This window comes from Bradyrhizobium sp. USDA 4516 (assembly GCF_054055915.1).
On the sequence record NZ_JBSRXT010000001.1, the window covers coordinates 4846165 to 4869679 of the forward strand.

The window sequence follows — 23515 nt, forward strand, 5'->3', positions numbered from 1 at the left end:
CTATGGATTTCCCCATGAAGCAAGTATTGGCTAAGGCCGATGCCGGGTGCGCAACGAGCAATTTTCTCGCAGCTGCGCTCGGACGGTTGCCTGGCGCGGGCCTCGTCCCCCATATCCGTGCGAGGGCATTCGAAGCCTATGAGCGCGCCGGCCTGCCGCATCGGCGCATGGAGGCCTGGAGATACACGGATCTGCGTGCCCTGATCGGCGAGGTGTTGCCACTCGCCCCGCGACCGGATGCAGCGGCGTTGGCGCGCGCAAAGGCGTCGGCCAGGCGAGTGGCTGTCGATCAGGCGGTCAAATTGGTCTTGGTGGACGGCATATTCGCGCCTGAGCTATCGGATCTCGGCGAGCTGGAAAATGAGCTCCATGTGCAGTCACTGCGAGAGGTGTTGGAGAATTCGTCCACTGGCGCAATGGCCGGTTTGGTGCTTTCGACGACGGACGATGCGGTGATCTCGCTCAATGCGGCAATGGCCTCAGATGGTTTGGTGATTTCGATTGCCGAAGGCAACACGATTAGACGCCCTATTCAAATCGTTCAGGTCGCAACGGGATCGTCGGTGTCCGCTTTTACACGCTCATATCTGCAGCTCGATAAAGGGGCGCATGCGACCGTGGTGCAAAGTTTCATCTCTGCCGAAGGCGCGAGCGGCTATCAGGCCAACGATGTCTTAATCGCCCTGGCTGGGGACGAGGCGAGCCTTTCGCATATCCGCATAGCGGCTGACGCCGCTGATGCGGTGAACATCTCGTCGGGGATCATCGCGGTCGGCACCAGAGCTAAGCTCGATCTCTTCAGCATGACGTGCAGCGGCTCTATTAATCGCTATCAGGGATTCGTGACGCTGGGTGGCCAGGGATCCAAACTCTCTGCGAACGGGGTAAATCTCATCAAAGATAAACTGCACGCCGACACAACAATAGTGGTCGACCACGCCGTGCCGCATTGCACCAGTCGGCAGAAGTTCCGCGCGGTCGTTGATGATTGCGGCCGCTCGGTGTTTCAGGGCCGGATCGTCGTTCGTCCCGTTGCCCAGAAGACCGACGCCAGCCTGTCGACGCGAGCGTTGCTCTTATCCGACCAGGCCGAGGCCGACAATAAGCCGGAACTTGAAATCTCGGCCGACGACGTGACCTGCGGCCACGGAGCGACCTCAGGAGCGCTAGACGGCAATCTCGTATTCTATTTGCGCGCGCGGGGGCTGTCCGAGAAGGACGCGCAGTTGTTGCTGATTAAAGCGTTCATTGGAGAGTCAATTGAGGAGATCTTCGCCGATAACCTGCGCGATTTTGTGACCGCGCAAGCTGAACACTGGCTGCAGGAACGGCAATGAGCGAACATCCCGCGGTCAGCAATGGTCGTTACGAGGTCGACCGTCTGCGTTGTGACTTTCCGGCGCTGGCCATGACCGTGTACGGCAAGCCGCTTGTCTATCTCGATAACGCTGCGTCCGCGCAAAAGCCAAATGCGGTACTTGACCGCATGATGCAGGTGTACTCCAGCGAATATGCCAACGTTCATCGTGGCTTGCACTATCTCGCCAATGCGGCGACCGAAGCGTATGAGGGCGCCCGTACCAAGGTAGCGCGGTTTGTGAACGCGCATTTGGACGAAGAGATTATCTTCACGCGCAGCGCCACCGAGGCGATCAATCTGGTCGCACAGACGTTTGGTCGCGAGCGCATCAGCCCGGGTGATGAGATCGTTCTGTCAATTTTGGAACACCACTCCAACATTGTGCCATGGCATTTTCTTAGGGAACGGCTCGGTGCAGTGATCAAATGGGCACCAGTGGATGATGCCGGCAACTTCTTACTCGATGAATTTGAGCGACTGCTGACCTCGCGCACCAAGATGGTCGCAATCACACAGATGTCGAACGTGCTCGGCACGGTCTTGCCGGTGAAAGACCTGGTGAGGGTCGCACATGCTCGTGGTATCCCGGTGCTGGTCGACGGCTCGCAAGCATGCGTCCATCTGAGTGTCGACGTCTGCGATATTGATTGCGATTTCTACGTCATGACCGGCCACAAACTCTATGGTCCGACCGGAATCGGCGTTCTTTACGGAAAATCCGAGCATCTGGCATCGATGACGCCCTTCAATGGCGGCGGCGAGATGATCCGCGAGGTCTCGCGTTCCGGCGTCATTTATGGGGATCCGCCGCACCGGTTCGAAGCGGGTACGCCGCCGATCGTCGAGGCGATCGGGTTGGGCGCAGCCGTGGATTACATCAATTCAATAGGCAAGGCTCAGATCCGCAAGCACGAGAGCGAACTGCTCGCTTACACGCAGGAGAAGCTCGGGGACATCAACTCCGTGCGCATGATCGGGGCGCCGGCCGAGAAGGGGCCGATCATCTCGTTTGATGTGAAAGGTGCGCATGCGCACGATATTGCCACCGTCGTCGATCGCGCCGGTGTAGCGGTGCGGGCAGGGGCTCACTGCGCGATGCCGCTGCTCAAGCGCTTCGGGGCGTTGGCAACATGCCGTGCGTCCCTTGGACTTTACAACACCCGTGAAGAAATTGATGTGCTCGCGCGCGCACTTATCAAGGCACGCCAGCTATTGGCGTGATCGGCTGGCGTGCTGCGTCGAGGTGAGAGAGAGCCTGCATTGAGCTGCGAAGTTGAATGACGTCGTGCCCCTGAGCATTATCGTCATCGCAGAAGGTCAACACCTGAGGTCTCGGCAAGCAAAGTTCGCATTGGCAGGCCTGGTCGGCCAGGGTACCTTGCAGCCGTTTTTCCTTTGCGACCGCCTTCGTCGAGCGCGGGGGCCGTGTTCTAACGGCAGGTCGCGTCATGGCGCACCTGAACGCAGGACCCAAAAGATGCCACTAAGCACGCGGCGGTCATTTACGCGCTGAACGCCGCGCGGCTTGTTCGGCAGCATCGGTTTGATGGCGGTCCATTCGCAATCGCTGAATTCGTGGCGCATGATTCGAGGCTCCGGTTTCGGAGCTTGAATCATGCCTCGGGCAACGCCATCAACCGGCAACGCCCCGTGGCGTGCCGCTAATGCTCTGAATACACATCCACTTTTTGGCGGCGTAGCGGACTTGGCCGGGCTTGCTTGTGGCTCGACCCGGTCGTGAATGATCCCGAAGCGGACATGACGCAGGATCGGCCTTGGAGGACTACCAGAGGCCAGTCGCGCTGGTCATGAAAAGTGATCGGAGCTTCGAACGAAAGGCGACTCGCATTCACGTCAGGCCTTTGTTCGAAACTCGCATGCGATCTGGTCGATGCGCGATCCATAGTCGCGTATGGCCCTGAAGGCCGTGCGTCGCTCCGCGCCCCGAGGAAGGCGATCGTTGCCTCCACGAGGAGCAAAGAACTGTGCGAACAACCTGTCTAGCTCGCCAGAATCTCACCTCGCGTCCCTCCGAATGCGGTGAAAGGAGAGAGGTGCGGGCGATCTCCGTAGCTGAGACGTTTCGCAGAGTTTAAAGGAAACCTATGGAAATCCACGGCACTGCAGCCACTATGACTGTGCCGAGGAGCAGGGCCAGCATGTACGCCAGGATCGGACGCATGCCTTCGTCGGGATGGATCCGGCTGATGGCGCACGCCGCATAGTAGCCGACGCCGAATGGCGGCGCGAAAAGTCCAATCCCCATCGCCAGAACGACGACCATGGCATAGTGGACCTCATGCACCCCCACCTGACGGGCAATGGGGAAAAGCAGCGGACCGAAGAGCACGATGGCAGGGATGCCTTCGAGCACGCTTCCCAGGACGACGAACGCAAGGATCGTGACGATCAGAAATATCGGCGCACCACCCGGCAAGGAGGTCATGAACTTCGCAAGTGATGCCGAGAAGCCCGATTGGGTCAAAGCCCAGGCCATCCCCGTCGCCGCACCGATGATGAAGAGGATCGCGCCGGAAAGAGCCGCGGTCTCAACCAAGATCGGATAGAGGAGGCGCCAGTCGAACCGGCGATAGATAAAAAGCCCGGCCAATACGGAATAGACGATGCCTATCGTCGAGACCTCGGTGGCTGTTGCTACCCCCTCGATCACCGCAGCGCGGATCACAAATGGAAGGGCAATGGCGGGAAGCGCGATCAGAAAGGAACGGCCGATTTCACGGCTGGTCGCACGCTGAACGTGCGACAAATCCTCTCCACGGTACCGCCACCACACCACCGCGCACAGTCCGACCGCGAGCACGATCGCCGGCAATAACCCGCCCGTGAACAGGGCCGCGATCGACACACCCGTCACCGATCCGATTGTGATCAACACCAATGATGGGGGGATCGTCTCGGTCTGAGCGCCGGTCGCCGCCAGGAGCGCGACCAGGTCACCACGCTTCGCGCCGCGTCTGGTCATTTCGGGGAAGAGCACAGGCGCTATTGCTGCCATATCGGCCGCCTTGGATCCCGAAATACCCGAGACCAGATACATCGCACCGACAAGCACATATTGGAGACCGCCCCGAACGTGGCCAAGCAGGCTGGCGAGGAAAACGACCATGGCGCGGGCCATGCCGGTCATTTCGATCAACAAGCCGAGGAACACGAACATCGGCACCGCAAGCAGGATGAGATGGCTCATGCCTTCGTCCATGCGACCGATAACGACCACGTCGGGTGTGCTGGTCGTCAGCATTATGTAGCCGATGGTCGTAAGGCCGAACGCGAAGGCGATCGGCACTGCTGCGAAAACCATGGCGCCAACGATAAACACGAAGAAGATCAACAGGTTCAGATTGCCGAGCGGTTTAAGGATCGGTGCGAGCAGCGCGAGAACCCCGATCAGCGTTCCCACCGCAGCGATTGCAGCCGCGAGGTGCTTCACATTGGCCGTGGCTGCCAGCCTCAGAGTGGCAACGACCAGCATCAAGCCGATGCCGACCGGCAGGGCGGCGGCGCGCCAAGTGTTGACTATTCCCAGAGCCGGAGTTGTGACGAAGACTTCGTCGGCCGCAAACTCGTAGGCGGGGCGAACTACCAGAAGCAAGAACGCGAACGAGGCAGCCGTCGCAAAGACGTCAAGGAACAACCTGGCTTCCGGGCGGATCATGCCAACGATGGCCGTCATCCGCATATGCTCGGCCCGCTGGAAGGCGACGACCGATCCCAGCATCGCCAGCCACAGAAACAGGATGCCGGCGAGCTCGTCCGACCAGACAATCGGGGTATGGAGCACGTAGCGAGAGACGATGCCGACGAAAAGGACTATCACCTCTGCGATGACCAGCAGTGCGGCAGGAATGGCGACGACGGGCTTCAGTGCCTTGTTCAGGTTCACAACGGCCTTGCGCCATCCGGAGGCAGGCTCAGGAAGAGCAAGTGTCGCCCCGTCCATGTGCGCTTGTTCCATGGCTCACCCCAACTTGCCCGCGGCTTTCTCAAGTTGAACCCAGGCCTCCGCGCCGAATTTGGATTTCCAGTCGGCATAGAAGCTCGTCTCTGCCAGCGCCTGCCGGAAGGCGGATCGGTCGACGTCGAGGAATTGCATGCCCTTGGCTGTCAAGTCGGTGCGGAGGGATTCACTGAGCTTTGCGATGTCGGCTCGTTCATCGTTGGCCGAGCGATCGAGTTCGTGCGTCACGATCTCTTGCACGTCCTGCGGAAGCTTCTGGAACGCGCGCTTGTTGCCGAGGATCCAGTAATTGTCCCAGACGTGACCCGTCAGGCTGCAGGTCTTCTGCACCTCATACAGGCGCGCCGTTGCTATGATCGGAAGGGGATTTTCCTGACCGTCCACGACCTTGGTCTGGAGCGCGGAATAGACCTCGTTGAAGTTGATCGGCGCTGGTCCTGCCCCGAGCGCAAGAAACAGCGACGTCAGATTGGGTGCGGCAGGTACCCTGAGCTTGAAGCCCTTGAGGTTGTCCGGTGTCTTGATCTCACGGCCCGACGACGTGATGTGGCGGAAGCCATTGTCCCAAGGCTTGGACACCGCCATGATAGGCGTCTTGGCGATCTGCGCGCGGATGTAGGCGCCGAGTTCGCCGTCCATGGCCTTCCAGACGGCATCATAGTTGGGGAAGAGGAAGCCGAGATTCACGACGCCCGCGGCGGGTACAAGGGTAGCGAGGATTAGAGAGGAAAGGTTGAAAAACTCGACGCTACCGTTGCGAACCTGCGTCAGCAGATCCGTATCCGAGCCAAGCTGGTTGGCGGGAAAGAGATTGATTTCCAAGCGCCCGCTAGTCGCTTCCTTGATGCGATCGGCGGCCTCCTTGGCCCGAGCATTCACCGGATGCGCGGGGTCCTGCCCGGTCGCGAGCTTGTAAGTGAACTCTGCGGCGGCGGCCGGGCGGCTGAGGACGGCGCACAACGGGACAGCCGCGCCGGCCAGGAGCAACTTGCGACGGGTGATGGCAGTCGATTTGCGTTGGGTCATTGCTTCCTCCTTGTTGAGTATCGGTATGTTGATCGGCAGCAGCACGCTTCTGCAGTTCCGGCCGGTTCTCGGGCACCGGCCGTCAGGCAGCGGCCATCGTTCTCCGCGGCGACGCCGCGTAGGCGATGCTTCCCTCAGTCGAAGTTGACGTATCTAGGTGCGCGCTTAGCGCAGCCACCCCTTGATCTGCCTTGCAACTTCCGCAGTCGAAATGCCGTAGCGATCGTGCAGCGTGGGAAGCGCCCCAGCGGCAAGGAACTCATCGGGCAACGCGATCTGGCGGAAAGCTGGATGGACGCCGGAGCGCATCAACAGCGCTGCAATCGCCTCTCCGAGCCCGCCGATGATGGTATGGTTCTCGGCGACCACGACGAGACGGCCGGGTTTTGCTGCTTCGCGCAGTATCGCTCCGTGGTCGAGCGGCTTGATTGTCGGTACATGCAGCACGGCTACGTCCACGCTATCACCGGCGAGTTCCTTTGCAGCATCCAGCGCTCGCATGGTCATGATTCCAGAGGAGATGATCAGGACGTCCCGAGCGTCCCGAATCAAGGATGCCCTGCCGAGCCTGAATTGATAGTTGTACTCGTCCAGGACGAGGGGCACCTGACCACGCAAGAGCCGCATATATACGGGCCCGTGATGCGCCGCGATGGCCGGAACGATCTGCTCGATCTCGTGAGCGTCGCAGGGATCGATCACGGTCATGTTCGGCATTGCGCGGAACAGCGCGAGGTCTTCCGCCGCCTGGTGGCTTGGGCCGTAGCCGGAAGTGAGACCTGGCAAGGCGCAGACGATCTTTACGTTGCGGTCTTCCTCTGCAATCGTCTGGTGGATGAAGTCGTAGGCGCGCCGCGAGGCGAATACGGCATAAGTTGTTGCGAAGGGCATGAATCCTTCAGCCGCCATGCCCGAAGCCGCACCGTAGAGGAGCTGCTCCGCCATACCCATTTGATAGTAGCGGTCTGGAAACTGCTTCGCGAAAATGTGCAGGTCCGTGTACTTGCCAAGATCGGCGGTGAGGCCCACCACCTCGGGGCAGCTCCGGGCCAATTCGACAAGCGCGTGACCGAACGGCGCTGGTTTCGTCTTTTGTCCCTCGGCGGCGATCGACGCGATCATCGCGGAGGTGGTGAACCGCGGTTTCCCGGGCGTACCTGGGGTAACCGACTTCATGACCTGTCTCCCGCATCAAGTTCTGCCAGCGCCAATTTCCATTCGTGCGCTTCGACCCGGATGAAGTGATTCTTTTCTCGCTGTTCGAGGAACGGAACTCCCTTGCCCATGAGAGTGTCGGCGATGATGATCCTCGGTTGCTGCTCGGGGTGCGAAATCGTTGCGTCGAATGCTGCCACGACGGCGTCCAGGTCATTGCCGTCGACGCGGCGTACGAACCAGCCGAAGGCCTCGAGCTTGTCGACCAACGGCTCGAACCCCATCATCTGTTTCGAAGGGCCGTCGGCCTGCTGGTTGTTGACGTCAATGATCGCGATCAAATTGTCGAGCTTGTGGTGCGCAGCCGACATCATTGCTTCCCACTTCGAACCCTCGTCGAGCTCTCCGTCCGAGAACAGCGTGAAAACGCGGCTCTTGGAGCCCTTGTGCTTCAACCCGAGGCCCATGCCGACCGCGATGCTCAGTCCGAGCCCCAAGGACCCGCCGGACATTTCCATACCGGGCGTGTAGGACGCCATGCCTGACATCGGCAGGCGGCTTTCGTCGAAGCCATACGTCTCGAGTTCGACTTCGGGGATAATGCCGGCCTCGATCAGTGCGGCATAAAGGGCGATCGCGTAGTGACCGTTGGAAAGGAGGAAACGATCGCGATTTTCCCAGGTGGGCTCCTCAGGCCGGTAGCGCATCGCGTGAAAATATGCGACCGCCAACACGTCGGAAATATCGAGCGCCTGCGCGATATAGCCTTGGCCTTGAACTTCGCCCATGCGCAGGGCGTTGCGGCGAATGTTGCGCGCACGCTGCGAAAGGCTGGGCGTGTTGACAAGTAAACTCGTGGACATCCGTCTCTCCATCGCTGCTCTTAGTGAATGAGCATCCCGCCGTTGACGTCGATCACGGAGCCGGTGACGTATGCCGAGAGGTCCGATGCAAGAAATGTGTAGATACCGGCAACGTCCTTGGCCTCCCCGAGCCGTCCGAGCGGAATGCCTTCCAGAATCTTCGCTTTCATCTCGTCGTTGAGCTTGCCAGAGGTGATGTCGGTGCCTATCAATCCCGGCGTGACGCAGTTGACGCGGATACCATCGGCGCCAAATTCCCGAGCCATCGCCTTGGCAAGCCCAAGGACCCCGGCCTTCGCCGCCGAGTAGTGCGGACCACCGAAAATGCCGCCGCCGCGCTGGGCCGATACCGACGACATGCATGCAATCGATCCCGATTTTTGCTTGCACATATGCGGGATCACAGCCTGGGAGAGGAACAGAATGCCCTTCAGGTTGACGTCCTGGATACGGTCCCAGTCGGCCGGCGTGATGTCGAGGAATTTGACCGGCTGTGTGATGCCGGCATTGTTGATCAGGATATCGATTTGGCCGAAAGCGTCAGCGACAGCTTCGACTGCCTTCTGACACGAAGCCCGGTCGGCGACGTCGCAAGCAATTCCGATATGAGCGTCGCCGAGGCCTTGCGCGGCAGCCTGTGCGGCGGTCCCATCGATGTCGAGGATGGCGACCCGCGCGCCCTCTTCGGCAAATCGCCTGGCGGTTGCGAGGCCAATCCCACGAGGCGAGGCCGCCCCCGTGATGATCGCCGTTTTGCCGCGAAGCAGCATTCGAATCCTCCCTGTCCCTGTCGTTTTGGACGCCGCGGTAGGCAGCCGGTCCTCTTGCCCCATTGCTAGAGCCGAGGGGCCGGCCGGGACAAACGCGCAGTTGTCTTGGATGTGTGAATCTGGTTCACTTATGGGTATGCTGCTGTCGAGCATCCCGATCTCCGCTATCCGGGCCTTCGAAGCGGCTGCGCGCACTGGCTCCTTCAGCGATGCGGCCGACGAGTTGCATTTGACGCCGAGCGCCGTCAGCCACGCGATCCGCAAGCTGGAAAGCACCATGAGCACCGTTCTGTTCGAGCGGAGTGCTCGTTCCGTCCGTCTAACGCCCGCTGGCGAGAACCTGATGCGCCACGCCGGTGCGGCCTTCGACAATTTGCGGCGCGGGATCGAAGAAGTCGCAGGTCGCGGGCCGCAGCTCCTGAGGGTGCATTGTGCCCCAAGTTTCGCAGCGCAATGGCTGGCCCCGCGCCTGACCAAATTTCTCGCGGCCGAACCGAAACTGGAGGTTCGGCTCGCCGCCAATACGGAGTACGCCCGCTTCACGAACGACGATTTCGATCTGGACATCGTCTACGGTTCACCTCGCGGTGAGGGCCTCGAAGTGATCCCGCTTGGTGAGGAAACCGTCACCCCTCTGTGTGCTCCTCAAATCGCGAAGAGAATCCGCCAGCCAAAGGATTTGTTGAGCCAAGTTCTTATTCGCTCCGACGTGAAGCAGGTTCAATGGTATCAATGGTTCGCCGCGAACGGGCTCGAACCTCCAGCGATCCATGGAATGCGATTCGACCGCAGCTTCCTCGCAATAGCCATGGCTTGCGGCGGGGTTGGCGTGACGTTGGAATCAACTCGGTTGGCTGAAAGTGAGATAGCGTCGGGGCGCCTGATAGCGCCCCTGGCTGGCCGCTCCACCGACATCCGCTACGTTGGTCATCATCTAGTGTTCCCGCGCGCTGGCCGTCAGCGCCGCGCTTTGCAGACCTTCGTGGAATGGATCAGATCTGAGATTGCGCCAAGTTCATAGATTAGCGTGAGCTGGAGCTGACATCCGCTCCTGACCCTTCGCGTTATTTCGTCGCGCTGCGGAATTTGGTCGCTATCGGGCCATAGCGGATTCTGGCAAGCCGTCCGCCCGGCAGATTTATGGGTTCATCGTCTAGAACGAAAACACGCGCTGATAGCTGAGCGGGGCCATTTCGCGCATAGCTCCCCCTTGTTCCGTTTCGAACAGGTCAAACCAAGAAGCCTCCGAGCAAAGCGCGATGTCGCGTTCGCAACAACGGCGTTGCCACCGCGCGAGACGCGCTAACTGCCGTTAATCGTTGTGGGTTTTGTGTTCGCGAAGCGCTGGCATGCTGGTTGCAAAAGTTCTGGTCCGAAGCCGCTCTTGCAACAGCTAACCTTGAGGACATCAGATGAGTCTCGCCACGACCCAGAGTATCGCAGATATCAGGGCTCGCAACAAACAGCTGATCGAGGAGGTGCTGAAGGTCTATCCGGAGAAAACCGCGAAAAGGCGTGCCAAGCACCTCAACGTTCATCAGGCCGGCAAGTCCGACTGCGGGGTGAAGTCCAACATCAAATCCATACCCGGCGTGATGACGATCCGAGGCTGCGCCTATGCGGGATCCAAGGGCGTGGTTTGGGGACCGATCAAGGACATGGTCCATATCAGCCATGGTCCTGTTGGCTGTGGTCAGTATTCGTGGGGATCGCGCCGCAACTATTACGTTGGTACGACGGGGATCGATAGCTTCGTGACCCTGCAATTCACCTCCGACTTCCAAGAAAAGGATATCGTATTCGGTGGTGACAAGAAACTGGTCAAAGTTCTTGACGAAATCCAGGAGCTGTTTCCCCTCAACAACGGCATCACCATCCAATCGGAATGCCCGATCGGACTGATCGGCGACGATATCGAAGCTGTCTCAAGAACTAAATCCAAGGAGTATGGAGGCAAGACCATCGTGCCAGTCCGCTGCGAGGGTTTTCGTGGCGTATCGCAGTCACTAGGTCACCACATTGCCAACGACGCGGTACGTGACTGGATCTTCGACAAGCTCGAGCCCGACGGCACACCAAAGTTCGAGCCGACGCCTTACGATGTTGCGATCATCGGCGATTACAATATCGGCGGCGATGCCTGGTCATCGCGAATTCTGCTGGAGGAAATGGGCCTGCGGGTGATCGCGCAGTGGTCCGGGGACGGTTCACTCGCTGAACTCGAGGCAACTCCGAAAGCCAAGCTCAACCTTCTGCATTGCTACCGTTCAATGAACTACATCTCCCGCCACATGGAAGAGAAATTCGGCATCCCCTGGTGCGAATACAACTTCTTCGGACCTTCAAAGATCGCAGAATCGCTGCGGAAGATTGCGGCCTATTTCGACGACAAGATCAAGGAAGGGGCCGAGCGCGTGATTGAAAAGTACCAGCCGCTGGTGAACGCAGTGGTTGCGAAGTATCGCCCGCGCCTGGAGGGCCGGACGGTCATGCTGTATGTCGGCGGGCTTCGTCCGCGTCACGTGATTGGCGCCTACGAAGACCTCGGGATGGAAGTCGTGGGCACCGGATACGAGTTTGGCCACAACGACGATTATCAGCGCACCGCTCAGAACTACGTAAAGGACAGCACGCTGATCTATGACGACGTCAATGGGTACGAGTTCGAGCGCTTCGTCGAAAAGCTCCAGCCTGACCTCATCGGCTCGGGCATCAAGGAGAAATATGTGTTCCAGAAGATGGGGGTGCCGTTCCGGCAGATGCATTCCTGGGACTATTCGGGTCCATATCACGGCTATGACGGCTTTGCGATCTTCGCGCGCGACATGGACATGGCTGTCAACTCGCCTGTCTGGAAAAAGACGAAGGCGCCCTGGAAGGAATCGCCGAGGGCCAAGCTCTTGGCTGCAGAATAGGGCAACAAGTCACGCTCTTAGCGGAGAGCTGAGGCGATCAATTTCGACAGTAAAAGGATCTTAATAATGGCGCAAAGTGCCGAGCACGTGCTCGATCATCTCGAACTGTTCCGCGGTCCAGAATACCAGCAGATGCTGGACAAGAAGAAAATGTTCGAGGATCCCCGCGAGCCTGCCGAAGTCGAGCGTATCAAGGAATGGACGAAAACGCCGGAGTACCGCGAGAAGAATTTTGCGCGGGAGGCGCTAACGATAAACCCGGCCAAGGCCTGCCAGCCGCTTGGCGCCGTATTCGCCTCCGTCGGCTTTGAAGGCACGCTGCCATTCGTCCACGGCTCGCAAGGCTGCGTGGCCTATTACCGCAGCCATCTGTCGCGACACTTCAAGGAGCCGAGCTCCTGCGTCTCATCGTCGATGACGGAGGACGCTGCTGTATTCGGTGGCCTGAACAACATGATCGACGGGCTCGCCAACAGCTACAACATGTACAAACCTAAGATGATTGCGGTCTCCACGACCTGCATGGCTGAGGTGATCGGCGATGACCTGAACGCCTTCATCAAGACGTCCAAGGAGAAGGGCTCGGTTCCGGCGGAGTTCGACGTGCCGTTCGCCCACACGCCGGCCTTCGTCGGCAGCCACGTCACCGGCTACGACAACGCGCTCAAGGGCATCTTGGAGCATTTTTGGGACGGCAAGGCCGGAACGGCGCCGAAGCTGGAGCGCAGGCCGAACCAGGCCATCAACATCATCGGCGGTTTCGATGGCTATACCGTCGGAAACCTTCGCGAGATCAAGCGCATCCTGGAACTGATGGGAATCCAGCACACCATACTCGCCGACAACTCCGAAGTCTTCGACACCCCGACAGATGGCGAGTTCCGGATGTATGACGGTGGCACCACGCTGGAAGACGCAGCCAACGCCGTTCACGCCAAGGCGACAATCTCCATGCAGGAGTGGTGTACGGAGAAAACGTTGCAATTCGTGGCCGAGCATGGTCAGGATGTCGTGTCCTTCAACTACCCGATTGGCATATCCGCAACGGATGACTTGCTGGTGGCGTTATCGCGGATCGGCGGCAAGGACATTCCCGAGCAACTCGCACGAGAGCGTGGCCGCTTGGTCGATGCCATCGCCGATTCCAGTGCGCATATCCATGGCAAGAAGTTCGCGATCTATGGTGATCCGGATCTCTGCTACGGAGTAGCTGCCTTTCTGCTCGAACTGGGCGCCGAGCCAACCCATGTGCTTTCCACCAACGGCAACAAGGCATGGCAGACAAAAATGGCGGCGCTGCTTGCCAGCTCGCCGTTTGGGCAGAGCTGCCAAGTCTACCCTGGCCGGGACCTCTGGCACATGCGCTCGCTCCTATTTACCGAGCCGGTCGATTTTCTGATTGGCAACACGTACGGCAAGTACCTTGAGCGCGACACTGGAACGCCACTGATCCGAATTGGCTTTCCAGTCTTTGATCGGCATCACCATCACCGCTCGCCCGTTTGGGGGTATCAGGGCGGCCTGAATGTGCTGGTCAAGATCCTCGACAAGATCTTCGACGAAATCGACAAGAAGACCAACCTTCTTGGCAAAACCGACTACAGCTTCGACATCATTCGTTGATGACGAATGGTGCACGTGCCATCGCCGAACGCGGCGATGGCACAAACGCATTAAACACTTTCAATTGACTTCCGCTGAGGGGAAAACGGATGAGTTCGCTGGCGGCTACGGTCCAGAATATTTTCGACGAGCCGGGCTGCGGCAAGAATGGCAATAAGCCGGAGGCTGAACGCAGGAAGGGCTGCACCAAGCAACTGCAGCCGGGCAGTGCTGCGGGGGGCTGTGCCTTCGACGGTGCCAAGATCGCGCTGCAGCCGTTTACCGATGTCGCTCACCTGGTGCACGGTCCGATTGCGTGTGAAGGCAACTCCTGGGACAATCGCGGCTCCGCGTCTTCTGGCTTGAACCTGTGGCGGACCGCATTCACAACCGATCTGAACGAAACCGATATCGTGTTCGGAGGCGAGCAGCGGCTGTGCAAAGCAATCAAAGAAATCATTGATAAGTGGGACCCTCCCGCGATCTTCGTCTATCAGACTTGCGTCCCGGCGATGATCGGCGACGATATCGATGCGGTCTGCAAGGCTGCGTCTCAAAGGTTCGGTAAGCCAGTGATCCCGATCAATTCCCCCGGGTTCGTTGGCTCCAAGAACCTGGGTAACAAGCTCGCCGGCGAGGCCCTGCTCGAACATGTCATCGGAACGCAGGAGCCGGACTACACAACGCCGTACGACATCAACCTGATCGGAGAATACAATCTTTCGGGAGAGCTCTGGCAAGTGAAGCCATTGCTGGACGAGCTCGGAGTCCGGATTCTCTCCTGCATCTCTGGCGACGGAAAGTATCGCGAGGTCGCTTCTTCTCATCGCGCGCGGGCGGCGATGTTGGTCTGCTCAAAATCTATGATCAACGTCGCACGCAAAATGAAGGAACGCTACGGGATCCCGTTCTTCGAGGGGGCGTTCTACGGTATCCAGGATTCGAGCGATTCGCTTCGCCAGATCGCCCGCTTATTGGTCGATCGCGGCGCCCCCGAAGAGTTGCTCGGGCGCACTGATGCGGTGATCGCGCGCGAGGAAACGCGCGCCTGGGCTGCCATCGAACCGTACAAGCCACGATTCAAAGGCAAGAAGGTCTTGTTGATTACCGGCGGCGTCAAGTCATGGTCGGTCGTGGCGGCGCTGCAGGAAGCCGGTCTCGAATTGGTCGGAACCAGCGTGAAAAAATCGACCAGGGAGGATAAGGAACGCATCAAGGAGCTGATGGGGCAGGATGCCCACATGATCGAGGAGATGACGCCGCGCGAAATGTACAGAATGTTGAAAGAAGCGGAGGCGGACATCATGCTGTCGGGCGGCAAATCGCAGTTTGTCGCACTGAAGGCGGCGATGCCCTGGATCGATATCAACCAGGAGCGGTGCCATGCCTATCTGGGCTATCTTGGAATGGTCAAACTGGTGGAGGAGATCGACAAGTCGCTCTCCAATCCGATGTGGGAGCAGCTGCGTCGACCTGCGCCATGGCAGGTCTTGGCGAAGGCGATGGTGCAGATGCGATCACCGCTGGCCGAGATCGCTTGCGATCCTGCGCTCGGCGAAACGGCGCGCCGAGCCAAGGAGATCTGCTGCTGCAACAAGGTCGATCTCGGAACAATCGAGGATGCAATCACCGCGCATGGCTTGATCAGCGTGGAAGCTGTCAGAGAGCACACCAATGCGGTCGGCGGCTGCTGCAACAGACGCATCGAGGGAATCTTGGCGGCCTCACCATCTGCCCTGCCACAGGCCGCAGAATAAGGACCTGTTATGGCCCTCGTCAAAGCGTCTACAAAATCTTGTGCGGTCAATCCGCTGAAGATGAGCCAGCCGATCGGTGGAGCCTTCGCCTTTATGGGGTTGCGTGGCGCTATGCCGCTTATGCACGGCTCGCAAGGCTGTACATCCTTCGGGCTCACGCTCTTCGTGCGCCATTTCAAGGAAGCAGTACCGCTGCAAACCACCGCTATGAGCGAGGTCGCAACCGTGCTCGGCGGCTACGAGAATCTCGAGCAGGCGATACTCAATATCCACAGCCGAGCCAAGCCAAAGATCGTGGGGATCTGCTCGACCGGGGTTACAGAGACCAATGGCGACGATGTCGATGCCTACCTCAAGCTGATCCGGGACAAGCATCCGCAACTTGCAAAATTGCCGCTGGTCTATGTCTCGACACCAGATTTCAAGGGAGCGTTCCAGGACGGCTGGGAGAAGGCTGTGGCGCGCATTGTGGAGGCGTTGGTCGAGGGGCCGGGCGTAAGTGGACTGCGCGACCCATCCAAGGTGAATGTTCTTCCAGGATGCCACCTTACCCCCGGTGATCTAGACGAACTCCGGGCCATCCTGGAGGATTTCGGATTGCGGCCGTCTTTTTTGCCTGATCTGGCAGGCTCGCTTGATGGGCATATCCCCGATGAGTTTACGCCGACAACCATAGGCGGCATCGGCATCGACGAAATTGCGAGCATGGGACGCGCTCAATGGACAATCGCAATCGGCGCACAGATGCGACGCGCGGCGGAGGTCCTGCAGGCCAAGGCCGGCGTGCCATTTCGCCTGTTCGAACGACTTTGCGGTCTCGATCCCAACGACGAATTTATCACCTTTTTGAGCGAGATCAGCGGCCGGCCCGTACCGGTGAAATATCGGCGGCAGCGTGGCCAGCTCGCCGATGCAATGCTGGACGCGCACTTCCATATTGGTGGTCGCAGAGTTGCGATTGCCGCCGAGCCGGACCTCCTGTTCGACCTGTCCACTATGCTGCATGACATGGGTGCGCAGGTGACCGCAGCAGTGACAACCACGCAGTCGGTCGTTATTGAGCGAGTCAAGACCGAGGAAGTCTTCATCGGCGATCTCGAGGATCTCGAAGAGCTCGCCAGAACCAGGCAATGCGACCTGCTGATCACGCATTCGCATGGCAGGCAAGCGGCGGCTCGGCTGAAAATCCCGTTCTATCGCGCGGGCTTTCCGATGTTCGATCGGCTTGGTGCAGGACACCAGCTATCCGTCGGCTACCGTGGTACGCGCGACATGCTCTTCGATATCGCCAATCTCGTGATTGCTGACCGCGAGGAGAATCATCAGCCTACGCCCGATAGCTGGCGAGCTCCGCCCGCACTGCCACGACGAGCCGGCTACAGCTCGCATGGCGCAACTGAGAGGCCGATAGCATGAAGATCGCATTCGCTACGCAAGATCTTAGACGGGTCGATGCGCATTTTGGTTGGGCAAAGAATATCGCAATCTATGATGTCGCGCCGGGCGGGCACGTATTTCTTAAAGCAGTCGAGTTTGAGGGCGATTTCAAGGAGGACGGCAACGACGATAAGTTGGCGCCAAAGATCGAGGCAATCAAGGATTGCGCAATTCTCTACGTCGCCGCCATCGGCGGTGCTGGGGCCGCGCGGGTGGTGGCCAACAAGATCCATCCCATCAAGGTGAGCAAGCCGGAAAGCATCCTTGAGCTGCTTGAAAAGCTTCAGGACGTACTGAAGGGAACGCCACCTCCCTGGCTTCGCAAGGCCATGGCCAAGGACCAGCGCCGCGCGTTTGAGTTCGACAAATGAGGTGAGATGACCGAAGAAATTGTGCGGCAGGGTAGCGGCATCGACAAACCGTTCCTCATGGAGTTGATCAAGATTTGGCGTGCTCAGGATGCCAACGGCGCCTGGACGAAGAAGAGCGATCTCGACCTGCTCGAACCCTATATCTTGGATAAGGAGAAGCGGCGCGCCCTACCTATTGTCGGCGATCCCGATCCGGACACGCTGTGGCGGCTTGAACTATTCTTCGACGCGGTCGCGCTCTCGATCGAGAGGGTCACCGGTGTGATGATCCAGCCCATTATGAAGCTGCATCATGAAGGCTTCGGCCGCGTGGTGTTGATCGCTGGCCGGCTGATCGCCGTGAACAAGCAGCTACGCGATGTGCATCGTTTCGGCTTCGTTAGTCTCGTAAAGCTGGCACAGGAAGGCGACAAATATGTCAACGACGGAATCGAGATGGTTCGCAGATTTCCGGACGTGGCGAACTATTGAGGACGCTCATGAGCGAACGTGAAGCATTGAAAGCAGAACTGAAGAAGCTGTCAGGCAAAGCGCTGCAAGCCAAAATGGATTTGCACGACCTGTCGGAGGAATTGCCCGTCAACTGGGGCTCGATCATGACGGTGGCGCAGAAGGCGTACGATGCCTATGCCGAACTCGAGCGCAAGAACCATGATTTGAAGGCGTTTGAAAACAATCAAAGGGGCTGACTTATGTCATTTGCAGCGCGCGATGGCCGCAAGTGGATACCGGAATACTTGATATCGATCGATGACAAGAAGTGCATCGGTTGTGGCCGCTGTTTCAAAGTGTGCGGTCGAGATGTAATGACCTTGAAGGGAATCAGCGAAGAGGGCGAGCTTGTCGATCTGGACGATGACGCGGACGATGAGATCGAAAAGAAGATCATGGTTCTGAATGATCAGGGCGCATGCATCGGCTGCGGCGCCTGCGCCAGGGTGTGCCCGGCCAATTGCCAGATCCACGCCTCAGTCGGAGCGGAAGTCGCGTGAGAAGACCGCCTCGTCCAACCGCAGCAGAGGATAGTGCACGCACATGCGCCGCCTGCGGATGACGCGCACGTGGTCAGTGAGCTCGCAGCTTTGATCAGGCCGTCGTGCTCAAACCTCCGAGACCAAGTGACTTGGAAATGATTGATTGGGTATTTTAGTTGGTTGAGAGTAACAACGTCGAGCGGCACGTCGTTGATCGCCCGTCCGCGACAAGGGACACGCAGTTCATCTATCCAGTGGAGCCTTAAGGCGGCCGAGTCGTTGTCTGTCTTCCGGCGGATGCCTTGCCGAGCCCGTGGTGGGCCGGTGGCGTGGTAAGCTTGTGGTCAGCTAGAGATTGTATCCTCGTCGGCAGAGCTTGCGCGGCACGAGCTCGATTGCGTGCAATTCGCCGATAGGAGAACGATCCGGATGTATGGCAGAATCGTTGGCTCATCCAGCCAGTCCACAAGCGCTAATCAGGCTGATGATTCGAGCGAGGCGGGAGATAGCCCCCGTTTTGCGGAAACAGTTGCGCGCATGGAGCGAGGTGGGTCGTCGTCGGGGGCCGCGGCGCCATACTCTCTGAGTTCCGATCCACCCATTATCGAAATCCACGAACAAGACGACTTCATGGATCTCGTGGAGAGATACTTGCGTCGCGATATCATGGACATCGCAGACGACCCACAAGAAGAGTACCCTGAGTTTGTCTCGAAGAAAGCTGAGTGGGCTGCAACTGTTGCTGGAGCCTATGCCAACACTTACCATGACCCGAATAGACCCGCGCGGTTCTTCAGCTATCAACTGGGTAACGAAAGTGTCGGCCTGCTAGCAGTGGGTGGCCCGGTCCGGATCAAGGGAGACCGGTTTCGAGAACAGTTCGGGCGTAACGATATCACGTCCGTAGTAGATCTACGCGTTACTCACCCGCTCGTCGAAAACGCAGGCGATATCCTGCTCGAGCATCAATTGCGATTGGACGGCGATCATCCATTGGTATTGTCACGTCCTGCCCGACCGGGGATGGAGCCCCGTCTGGCTGAAATGGGTTTTGTTCACGTGGCTCAAAATCACTGGGTGCTCGACCCTCACCAGCATCCCGAAGTGTGGACGAAGAACGAGAACGACAAGTGGCAGCGAGTAGACAAGCCTACAAAATATCTTTCCAAAGTCGAAGAGGCCCGCAGCGGTCGTCAAGAGAGCGTTGAGACGAATTCATCTGACGATGACCCTTCGTTTTACTTGGAGCGCGAACTTCGACGAATGGCTGTTGAAGACGATTCGGAATAATCGGAGTGCGGCGGAACCGATCGGTTTTTCGCCATAGCTCGCGCACGAGCAGAAGTCGTAGCCTTGAAGGGGGCGTGCGCCACGTCGCGCTCCCTTATGCTTGCCAGATACCGGTTCGCGAGTTGGTTGGTGGAGCTGGGCCGGCCTTGTGTCATACGTGCCGGAGGGCCTGCGGCGCCGAGCCAGCGGGGCTTTGGTACGGTTTGGGAGAGGACCTGCTTTAGTCCGGCTTTTTGAGCGGCAATCTGAGGCAAATGCGAGAACCGATTGCGCTCACGAAATCAGTACTTTCGTTGAGATATCACTTAGGCGGTTGCGAAGTTGGCGATCGTGAAAATCGTTCTGCGACGGCTAGCGCGAGGTGCCCCATCGGGAGTGCGACCAAACGAAGCGTTCCAGCATACGATCGAGCGTCTTGTCGGGCTCGTCCAGCAAATGGACGAAATTATCGGTAAAATAGAACATCAGCGTTATAGAGACGCCCGAGAGCGCCAATGCGCGTACGCCGGAGGCGGGATGGATCGCTACGCCAGGAGCAGCGAGTTGCGCACGCGCTTGCGATTCTGCTAGCCGGACAAGGTGTGCGGCACCGAAGGGGGCGCGTTGGGCTAAGAGAACGGCACGCAGCACTCGGACGATTCTTACAGCTCAAGGCACAGCAACAGTGCAGAGCCCTTGCGATAGACGAGCAATGAATGCAGGTAGATGCTATTTACGCGATTTGTGGTTTTAACGACATTCCGAGCCGCAAGGCCATGGGATTCCACCTTATGGTCCTCGATCATGACGGCAATCACCGGCCGTGGTCCATCGTTGTGGTGCGCTGGGGTAAGAAGGTGCTTGGCTATGTCAATAGATGCCAGCACAACGGCGTTGCTTTGGACTGGGAACGAAACGAGTTCCTCGATCCAGACGGCGTCCGGCTGATGTGCGGCAAACACGGATCCACCTTCGAGCTCGGAACCGGGCTGTGCGTCGATGGTCCGTGTAAGGCAGAACGCTCACGCCGATCGCCTTGACAGTTCTGGATGGCGATATCTGTGTCGTCGGCGTGCGTCTTGTCGAAGACGATGCGTCCCGGAACGAATGACGTCCGCGCTCAGACCGGCCGGTTCTCGTTGCGGTTTTTTACCGGCTCCATCCTCTCCAGCCCGTCTTCGTAGGAGATCTCGTCGTAGGATAGATCGAGAGCCTTCGCCGCATCGAGGAGGTAATCAAGCTTGCCGCCCGCATCCAGTTTCTTGAGGTCGTCCTTGTTGAGCCCGACCAAGTCCATCATCTCCTTCCAAACAGTGGATTCATCGCATGGCAGGACGTGGAAGGTAATGCCACCGAGCTTGATGTGGTACTTCGCCAGCAAATCGACGTTGTTACAGAACAAGAAATAGCTGCCCTTTTGGCTTAACGCACCGTCAAGCACAGCCGCGACGTCAGCAAGATAGGCGAACGAGTGCAGGTAGCCGGCCAGTACCGGGATAGTACGTTCTCCGTCCTGCGCGACCGTCAGAACCTGTTCGATCGAATAGTCCGGTGGCCGCTTCTCGTCCGCGACTTGCGTCTGAAATTTGAGTGCTATGTCGCCGCGAAAGCCAAACCGGCCCGGCTTGGTCGTCCCGCCCTTGAGTACAGCATTGAGCAGGCGGCCCTCCTTCTCAAGTCGACCGAGTGCGGTGTTCTCGATTGCAGTCATTAAATTCGTCCTCGATTTGAGCTTTTCACCGGCGCGCTGGCCGATGCCAGATGCGATGCAAATTGCTTGCCGCCGCATCTGTAACGACCTCCAGCCGTGCCTCGAAACAAAACGCGTATGCGAGAGGCGATCGCCTCAGGCAGCGTTGTCACGAACTCGACACCGGTCCCGAAGCCGACAGATGCGATCAAAAAAAGGTAAGTGGGGTCAAGCTTGTGCACGCTGGCACATGACTTGCCATTGTCGGGCAGACCTAAGCTCATGAGAGGGTAAGCCATGATCAACCTGACAGACAGCGCAGTGAGTGCCATCAAAGGCGCGATGGCATCATCGACGAACCCGACCGGTGGCCTGCGCATTATGGTCGAAGCAGGCGGCTGCAATGGGTTCAAATACAAGATGGGCTTGGCCGAGGCGCCGACGCTTGGTGACACCGTGATCGAATGCGGCGGTCTGAAGGTGTTTGTCGACAGCAAGAGCCATGAGCATCTGCTCGGCACGACCATTGATTTCGTCGTGGCGCCGGAGAGCTCGGGCTTCACCTTTCAGAACCCGAACGCCGCCGCGAGCTGCTCCTGCGGCAAATCGTTCAGCTGATAAAGAGGAAACATCGCAGCATGCTGGCTGAACCGGAAGAAGTATGGCAATCGTCGGCTGCGAGAGTGCGTCGCATTCGCGGCGCAATCGGACAGATGCGAGCGGATCTGCATGGCGATCGTGGCGACTGTCGGCTCATCGGGACCAATAGTCACAGGACCATCGCCAGTCTGAACGGCGCATCCGCGTTCTATAAGCGTCCTAGACTGACGCTGGACCGCATTCAGACGAGGCTGGTCGACAAAATCGGCGAATGCGTTCGTCTCGTCCCGATTGCGGCTGTCGGCCAGGCGCTGGATTGAGCGGGATTCAAGTGCCGATTTACCTCGACAATAATGCAACGACCCGGACCGATCCATCCGTCGTGCAAGCCATGTTGCCGTTCTTCACAGAGCAATTCGGCAACGCTTCATCCACGCATGTCTTTGGCGGCGAAGTCGCAGTCGCCATGAAGCAGGCCCGGGGTAGATTACGGGGGTTGCTAGGCTGCGCATACGATCGTGAGATCGTTTTCACCTCGGGAGGGACCGAGGCCAACAATGCCGCGATTCTCTCTGCGCTTGCGACCCAGGAAGGCCGCGACGAGATCGTCACCACCTCAGTCGAGCACTCTGCCGTTCTTACTGTAACTGAGCAATTGGCGGCAAGCGGAGTCAAGACGCATGTCGTACCGGTAGATTCCCGCGGCCGGCTCGATATCGAGGCGTTTCGGAGTGCGCTCGGACCAAGGACCGCGATTGCCTCCGTTATGTGGGCCAATAACGAGACCGGTACGATATTTCCTGTAGAGTTTCTTGCAGGGTTGACCCATGAGGCGGGCGCGCTGTTTCACACCGATGCGGTCCAGGCCGTCGGCAAGATGCGCGTAGACCTTAAGGATAGTGCGATCGACATGCTGTCGCTATCCGCGCACAAACTGCATGGTCCCAAAGGCATCGGCGCGCTATATCTGCGCAAAGGGACAAGTTTCCGGCCGCTGATCCGGGGCGGATCCCAGGAACGACGGCGCCGCGGCGGAACGGAGAATATTCCCGCAATCGTCGGCCTTGGAAAGGCTGCAGAGCTAGCGGCGGAGCGGCTTGAACCGGAGCGCGTTCGCATTGCTGCGTTGCGCGACCGCCTGGAGCAGGGGATACTGCACATTGGTCAGTGCATTGCGCTCGGCGATATCAGTAACCGGCTGTCGAACACGACCAATATTGCCTTCGACCATCTCGAAGGCGAAGCGATCGCCCATCATCTCAATCGGGCCGGCATTGCTGTGTCGCTCGGATCAGCCTGTAACGCGGGCTCAATGGAGCCATCGCATGTCTTGCGGGCCATGCAGGTGCCGGCGTGGAGCATGCGTGGCGCGGTGCGCTTCTCGCTATCGCGAGAAACCTCATTTGCAGAGGTCGACGAGGTCGTGTGCGCCGTGTCTGACATCGTGGCTCGCCTGCGCGCCGCTTCGCGGGAGTCGGCTCGCTTGGCGAGCCATGGTTCACAGTCAAGGAGTTCAATGTGAAAATCATGATCCGCCGGTCTCCAGAGGCAGGCCTGTCGATCTACGTACCAAAGAAAGATCTCGAAGAGCCGATCGTTGAGTCCGAGTATGAGACGCTCTGGGGTGGGTGGATCAAAATAGCCAACGGTTGGGTACTCGATTTGCCCAAGATGGCGAGCGATACAAAATTGCCAATCACAATCGACGCCAAAAAACGAGGAACGGACGGAGAGGGTCAGTGAAGGG

General features: G+C 58.8%; 23 protein-coding genes and 2 pseudogenes. 17 read left to right on the forward strand and 8 right to left on the reverse strand.

From position 1 onward, the window contains the following. Positions 1-14 precede the first annotated feature (14 nt). The gene (gene sufD, locus ACVI1L_RS22460; protein WP_253640851.1) at positions 15-1337 is read left to right on the forward strand and encodes a Fe-S cluster assembly protein SufD; all 1323 of its coding nucleotides are present in this window, start codon (positions 15-17) and stop codon (positions 1335-1337) included. Continuing rightward, a complete protein-coding gene (locus tag ACVI1L_RS22465; protein ID WP_253640850.1) occupies positions 1334-2581 on the forward strand; it encodes a cysteine desulfurase in 1248 nt (415 codons plus the stop codon). The genes sufD and ACVI1L_RS22465 overlap by 4 nt, the downstream gene beginning before the upstream one ends. 228 nt (positions 2582-2809) lie before the next feature. Here the strand turns inward: ACVI1L_RS22465 and ACVI1L_RS22470 are convergent. The 6 genes and pseudogenes from ACVI1L_RS22470 to ACVI1L_RS22495 all read right to left on the reverse strand — a co-directional run. After that, positions 2810-2944, reverse strand: a pseudogene (locus ACVI1L_RS22470) (transposase); the annotation flags it as partial. A 508-nt stretch (positions 2945-3452) separates the two neighbouring features. Further along, positions 3453-5336 (reverse strand): TRAP transporter large permease, encoded by a 1884-nt coding sequence (locus tag ACVI1L_RS22475; protein ID WP_253640849.1) that lies wholly within the window; start codon positions 5334-5336, stop codon positions 3453-3455. A 3-nt stretch (positions 5337-5339) separates the two neighbouring features. Continuing rightward, positions 5340-6365 (reverse strand): TRAP transporter substrate-binding protein, encoded by a 1026-nt coding sequence (locus ACVI1L_RS22480; RefSeq protein ID WP_253641101.1) that lies wholly within the window; start codon positions 6363-6365, stop codon positions 5340-5342. Positions 6366-6530: 165 nt separating this feature from the next. Continuing rightward, positions 6531-7541 carry a transketolase family protein gene (locus ACVI1L_RS22485; protein ID WP_253640848.1) on the reverse strand — a complete coding sequence of 337 codons (1011 nt, stop codon included), beginning with the start codon at positions 7539-7541 and terminating at the stop codon, positions 6531-6533. Continuing rightward, on the reverse strand, positions 7538-8383 hold the full coding sequence (locus ACVI1L_RS22490; RefSeq protein WP_253640847.1) for a transketolase: 846 nt from the start codon (positions 8381-8383) through the stop codon (positions 7538-7540). The genes ACVI1L_RS22485 and ACVI1L_RS22490 overlap by 4 nt, the downstream gene beginning before the upstream one ends. A 20-nt stretch (positions 8384-8403) precedes the next feature. Continuing rightward, the gene (locus ACVI1L_RS22495; protein WP_253641100.1) at positions 8404-9153 is read right to left on the reverse strand and encodes an SDR family NAD(P)-dependent oxidoreductase; all 750 of its coding nucleotides are present in this window, start codon (positions 9151-9153) and stop codon (positions 8404-8406) included. 139 nt (positions 9154-9292) lie between these two features. Here ACVI1L_RS22495 and ACVI1L_RS22500 point away from each other — a divergent pair, with 139 nt between their 5' ends. From ACVI1L_RS22500 to ACVI1L_RS22545, 10 genes are all read left to right on the forward strand, one after another. Then, positions 9293-10174, forward strand: a complete 882-nt coding sequence (locus tag ACVI1L_RS22500; protein WP_253641099.1) for a LysR substrate-binding domain-containing protein — start codon at positions 9293-9295, stop codon at positions 10172-10174. A gap of 391 nt (positions 10175-10565) precedes the next feature. Next, complete coding sequence (gene nifD, locus ACVI1L_RS22505) at positions 10566-12068, forward strand: nitrogenase molybdenum-iron protein alpha chain (protein ID WP_253640846.1); 1503 nt, start codon at positions 10566-10568, stop codon at positions 12066-12068. Positions 12069-12134: 66 nt separating this feature from the next. Beyond that, positions 12135-13691 (forward strand): nitrogenase molybdenum-iron protein subunit beta, encoded by a 1557-nt coding sequence (gene nifK / locus ACVI1L_RS22510; RefSeq protein ID WP_253640845.1) that lies wholly within the window; start codon positions 12135-12137, stop codon positions 13689-13691. A gap of 89 nt (positions 13692-13780) precedes the next feature. Continuing rightward, positions 13781-15427 (forward strand): nitrogenase iron-molybdenum cofactor biosynthesis protein NifE, encoded by a 1647-nt coding sequence (gene nifE / locus ACVI1L_RS22515; RefSeq protein WP_253640844.1) that lies wholly within the window; start codon positions 13781-13783, stop codon positions 15425-15427. Positions 15428-15436: 9 nt separating this feature from the next. Then, entirely contained in the window at positions 15437-16843 is a 1407-nt protein-coding gene (nifN, locus tag ACVI1L_RS22520) for a nitrogenase iron-molybdenum cofactor biosynthesis protein NifN (RefSeq protein ID WP_253640843.1), read from the forward strand. Then, positions 16840-17235 carry a nitrogen fixation protein NifX gene (gene nifX / locus ACVI1L_RS22525; RefSeq protein ID WP_456783819.1) on the forward strand — a complete coding sequence of 132 codons (396 nt, stop codon included), beginning with the start codon at positions 16840-16842 and terminating at the stop codon, positions 17233-17235. The genes nifN and nifX overlap by 4 nt, the downstream gene beginning before the upstream one ends. 6 nt (positions 17236-17241) lie before the next feature. Then, entirely contained in the window at positions 17242-17706 is a 465-nt protein-coding gene (locus tag ACVI1L_RS22530; protein WP_253640841.1) for a NifX-associated nitrogen fixation protein, read from the forward strand. Between the two features lie 8 nt (positions 17707-17714). Further along, complete coding sequence (locus tag ACVI1L_RS22535) at positions 17715-17924, forward strand: CCE_0567 family metalloprotein (RefSeq protein WP_253640840.1); 210 nt, start codon at positions 17715-17717, stop codon at positions 17922-17924. 3 nt (positions 17925-17927) lie between these two features. Beyond that, a complete protein-coding gene (gene fdxB / locus ACVI1L_RS22540) occupies positions 17928-18227 on the forward strand; it encodes a ferredoxin III, nif-specific (RefSeq protein WP_229157522.1) in 300 nt (99 codons plus the stop codon). Between the two features lie 411 nt (positions 18228-18638). Continuing rightward, the gene (locus ACVI1L_RS22545; protein ID WP_253640839.1) at positions 18639-19499 is read left to right on the forward strand and encodes a host specificity protein; all 861 of its coding nucleotides are present in this window, start codon (positions 18639-18641) and stop codon (positions 19497-19499) included. Positions 19500-19850: 351 nt separating this feature from the next. Here the strand turns inward: ACVI1L_RS22545 and ACVI1L_RS22550 are convergent, their stop codons facing one another. Continuing rightward, positions 19851-20129: a hypothetical protein gene (locus ACVI1L_RS22550; RefSeq protein WP_456783820.1), complete on the reverse strand. Its 279-nt coding sequence runs from the start codon at positions 20127-20129 to the stop codon at positions 19851-19853. 65 nt (positions 20130-20194) lie between these two features. Between ACVI1L_RS22550 and ACVI1L_RS22555 the strand changes: the two are divergent. Continuing rightward, positions 20195-20589 (forward strand): annotated as a pseudogene (locus tag ACVI1L_RS22555) (Rieske (2Fe-2S) protein). Positions 20590-20598: 9 nt separating this feature from the next. On the opposite strand, the gene ACVI1L_RS22560 reads toward ACVI1L_RS22555, so the two are convergent. Next, a complete protein-coding gene (locus ACVI1L_RS22560) occupies positions 20599-21189 on the reverse strand; it encodes a hypothetical protein (protein WP_253641098.1) in 591 nt (196 codons plus the stop codon). 276 nt (positions 21190-21465) lie between these two features. Here ACVI1L_RS22560 and ACVI1L_RS22565 point away from each other — a divergent pair, with 276 nt between their 5' ends. Genes ACVI1L_RS22565 through nifT form a run of 4 tightly spaced genes read left to right on the forward strand, consistent with a single transcriptional unit; the run spans position 21466 to position 23511 of the window. Next, on the forward strand, positions 21466-21786 hold the full coding sequence (locus ACVI1L_RS22565) for a HesB/IscA family protein (protein WP_253640838.1): 321 nt from the start codon (positions 21466-21468) through the stop codon (positions 21784-21786). A 20-nt stretch (positions 21787-21806) separates the two neighbouring features. Continuing rightward, a complete protein-coding gene (locus ACVI1L_RS22570) occupies positions 21807-22088 on the forward strand; it encodes a hypothetical protein (RefSeq protein ID WP_253640837.1) in 282 nt (93 codons plus the stop codon). Further along, positions 22085-23290, forward strand: a complete 1206-nt coding sequence (gene nifS, locus ACVI1L_RS22575; protein ID WP_253640836.1) for a cysteine desulfurase NifS — start codon at positions 22085-22087, stop codon at positions 23288-23290. Before ACVI1L_RS22570 ends, nifS begins: the two co-directional genes overlap by 4 nt. Beyond that, on the forward strand, positions 23287-23511 hold the full coding sequence (gene nifT, locus ACVI1L_RS22580; RefSeq protein ID WP_253640835.1) for a putative nitrogen fixation protein NifT: 225 nt from the start codon (positions 23287-23289) through the stop codon (positions 23509-23511). Before nifS ends, nifT begins: the two co-directional genes overlap by 4 nt. Positions 23512-23515 lie beyond the last annotated feature (4 nt).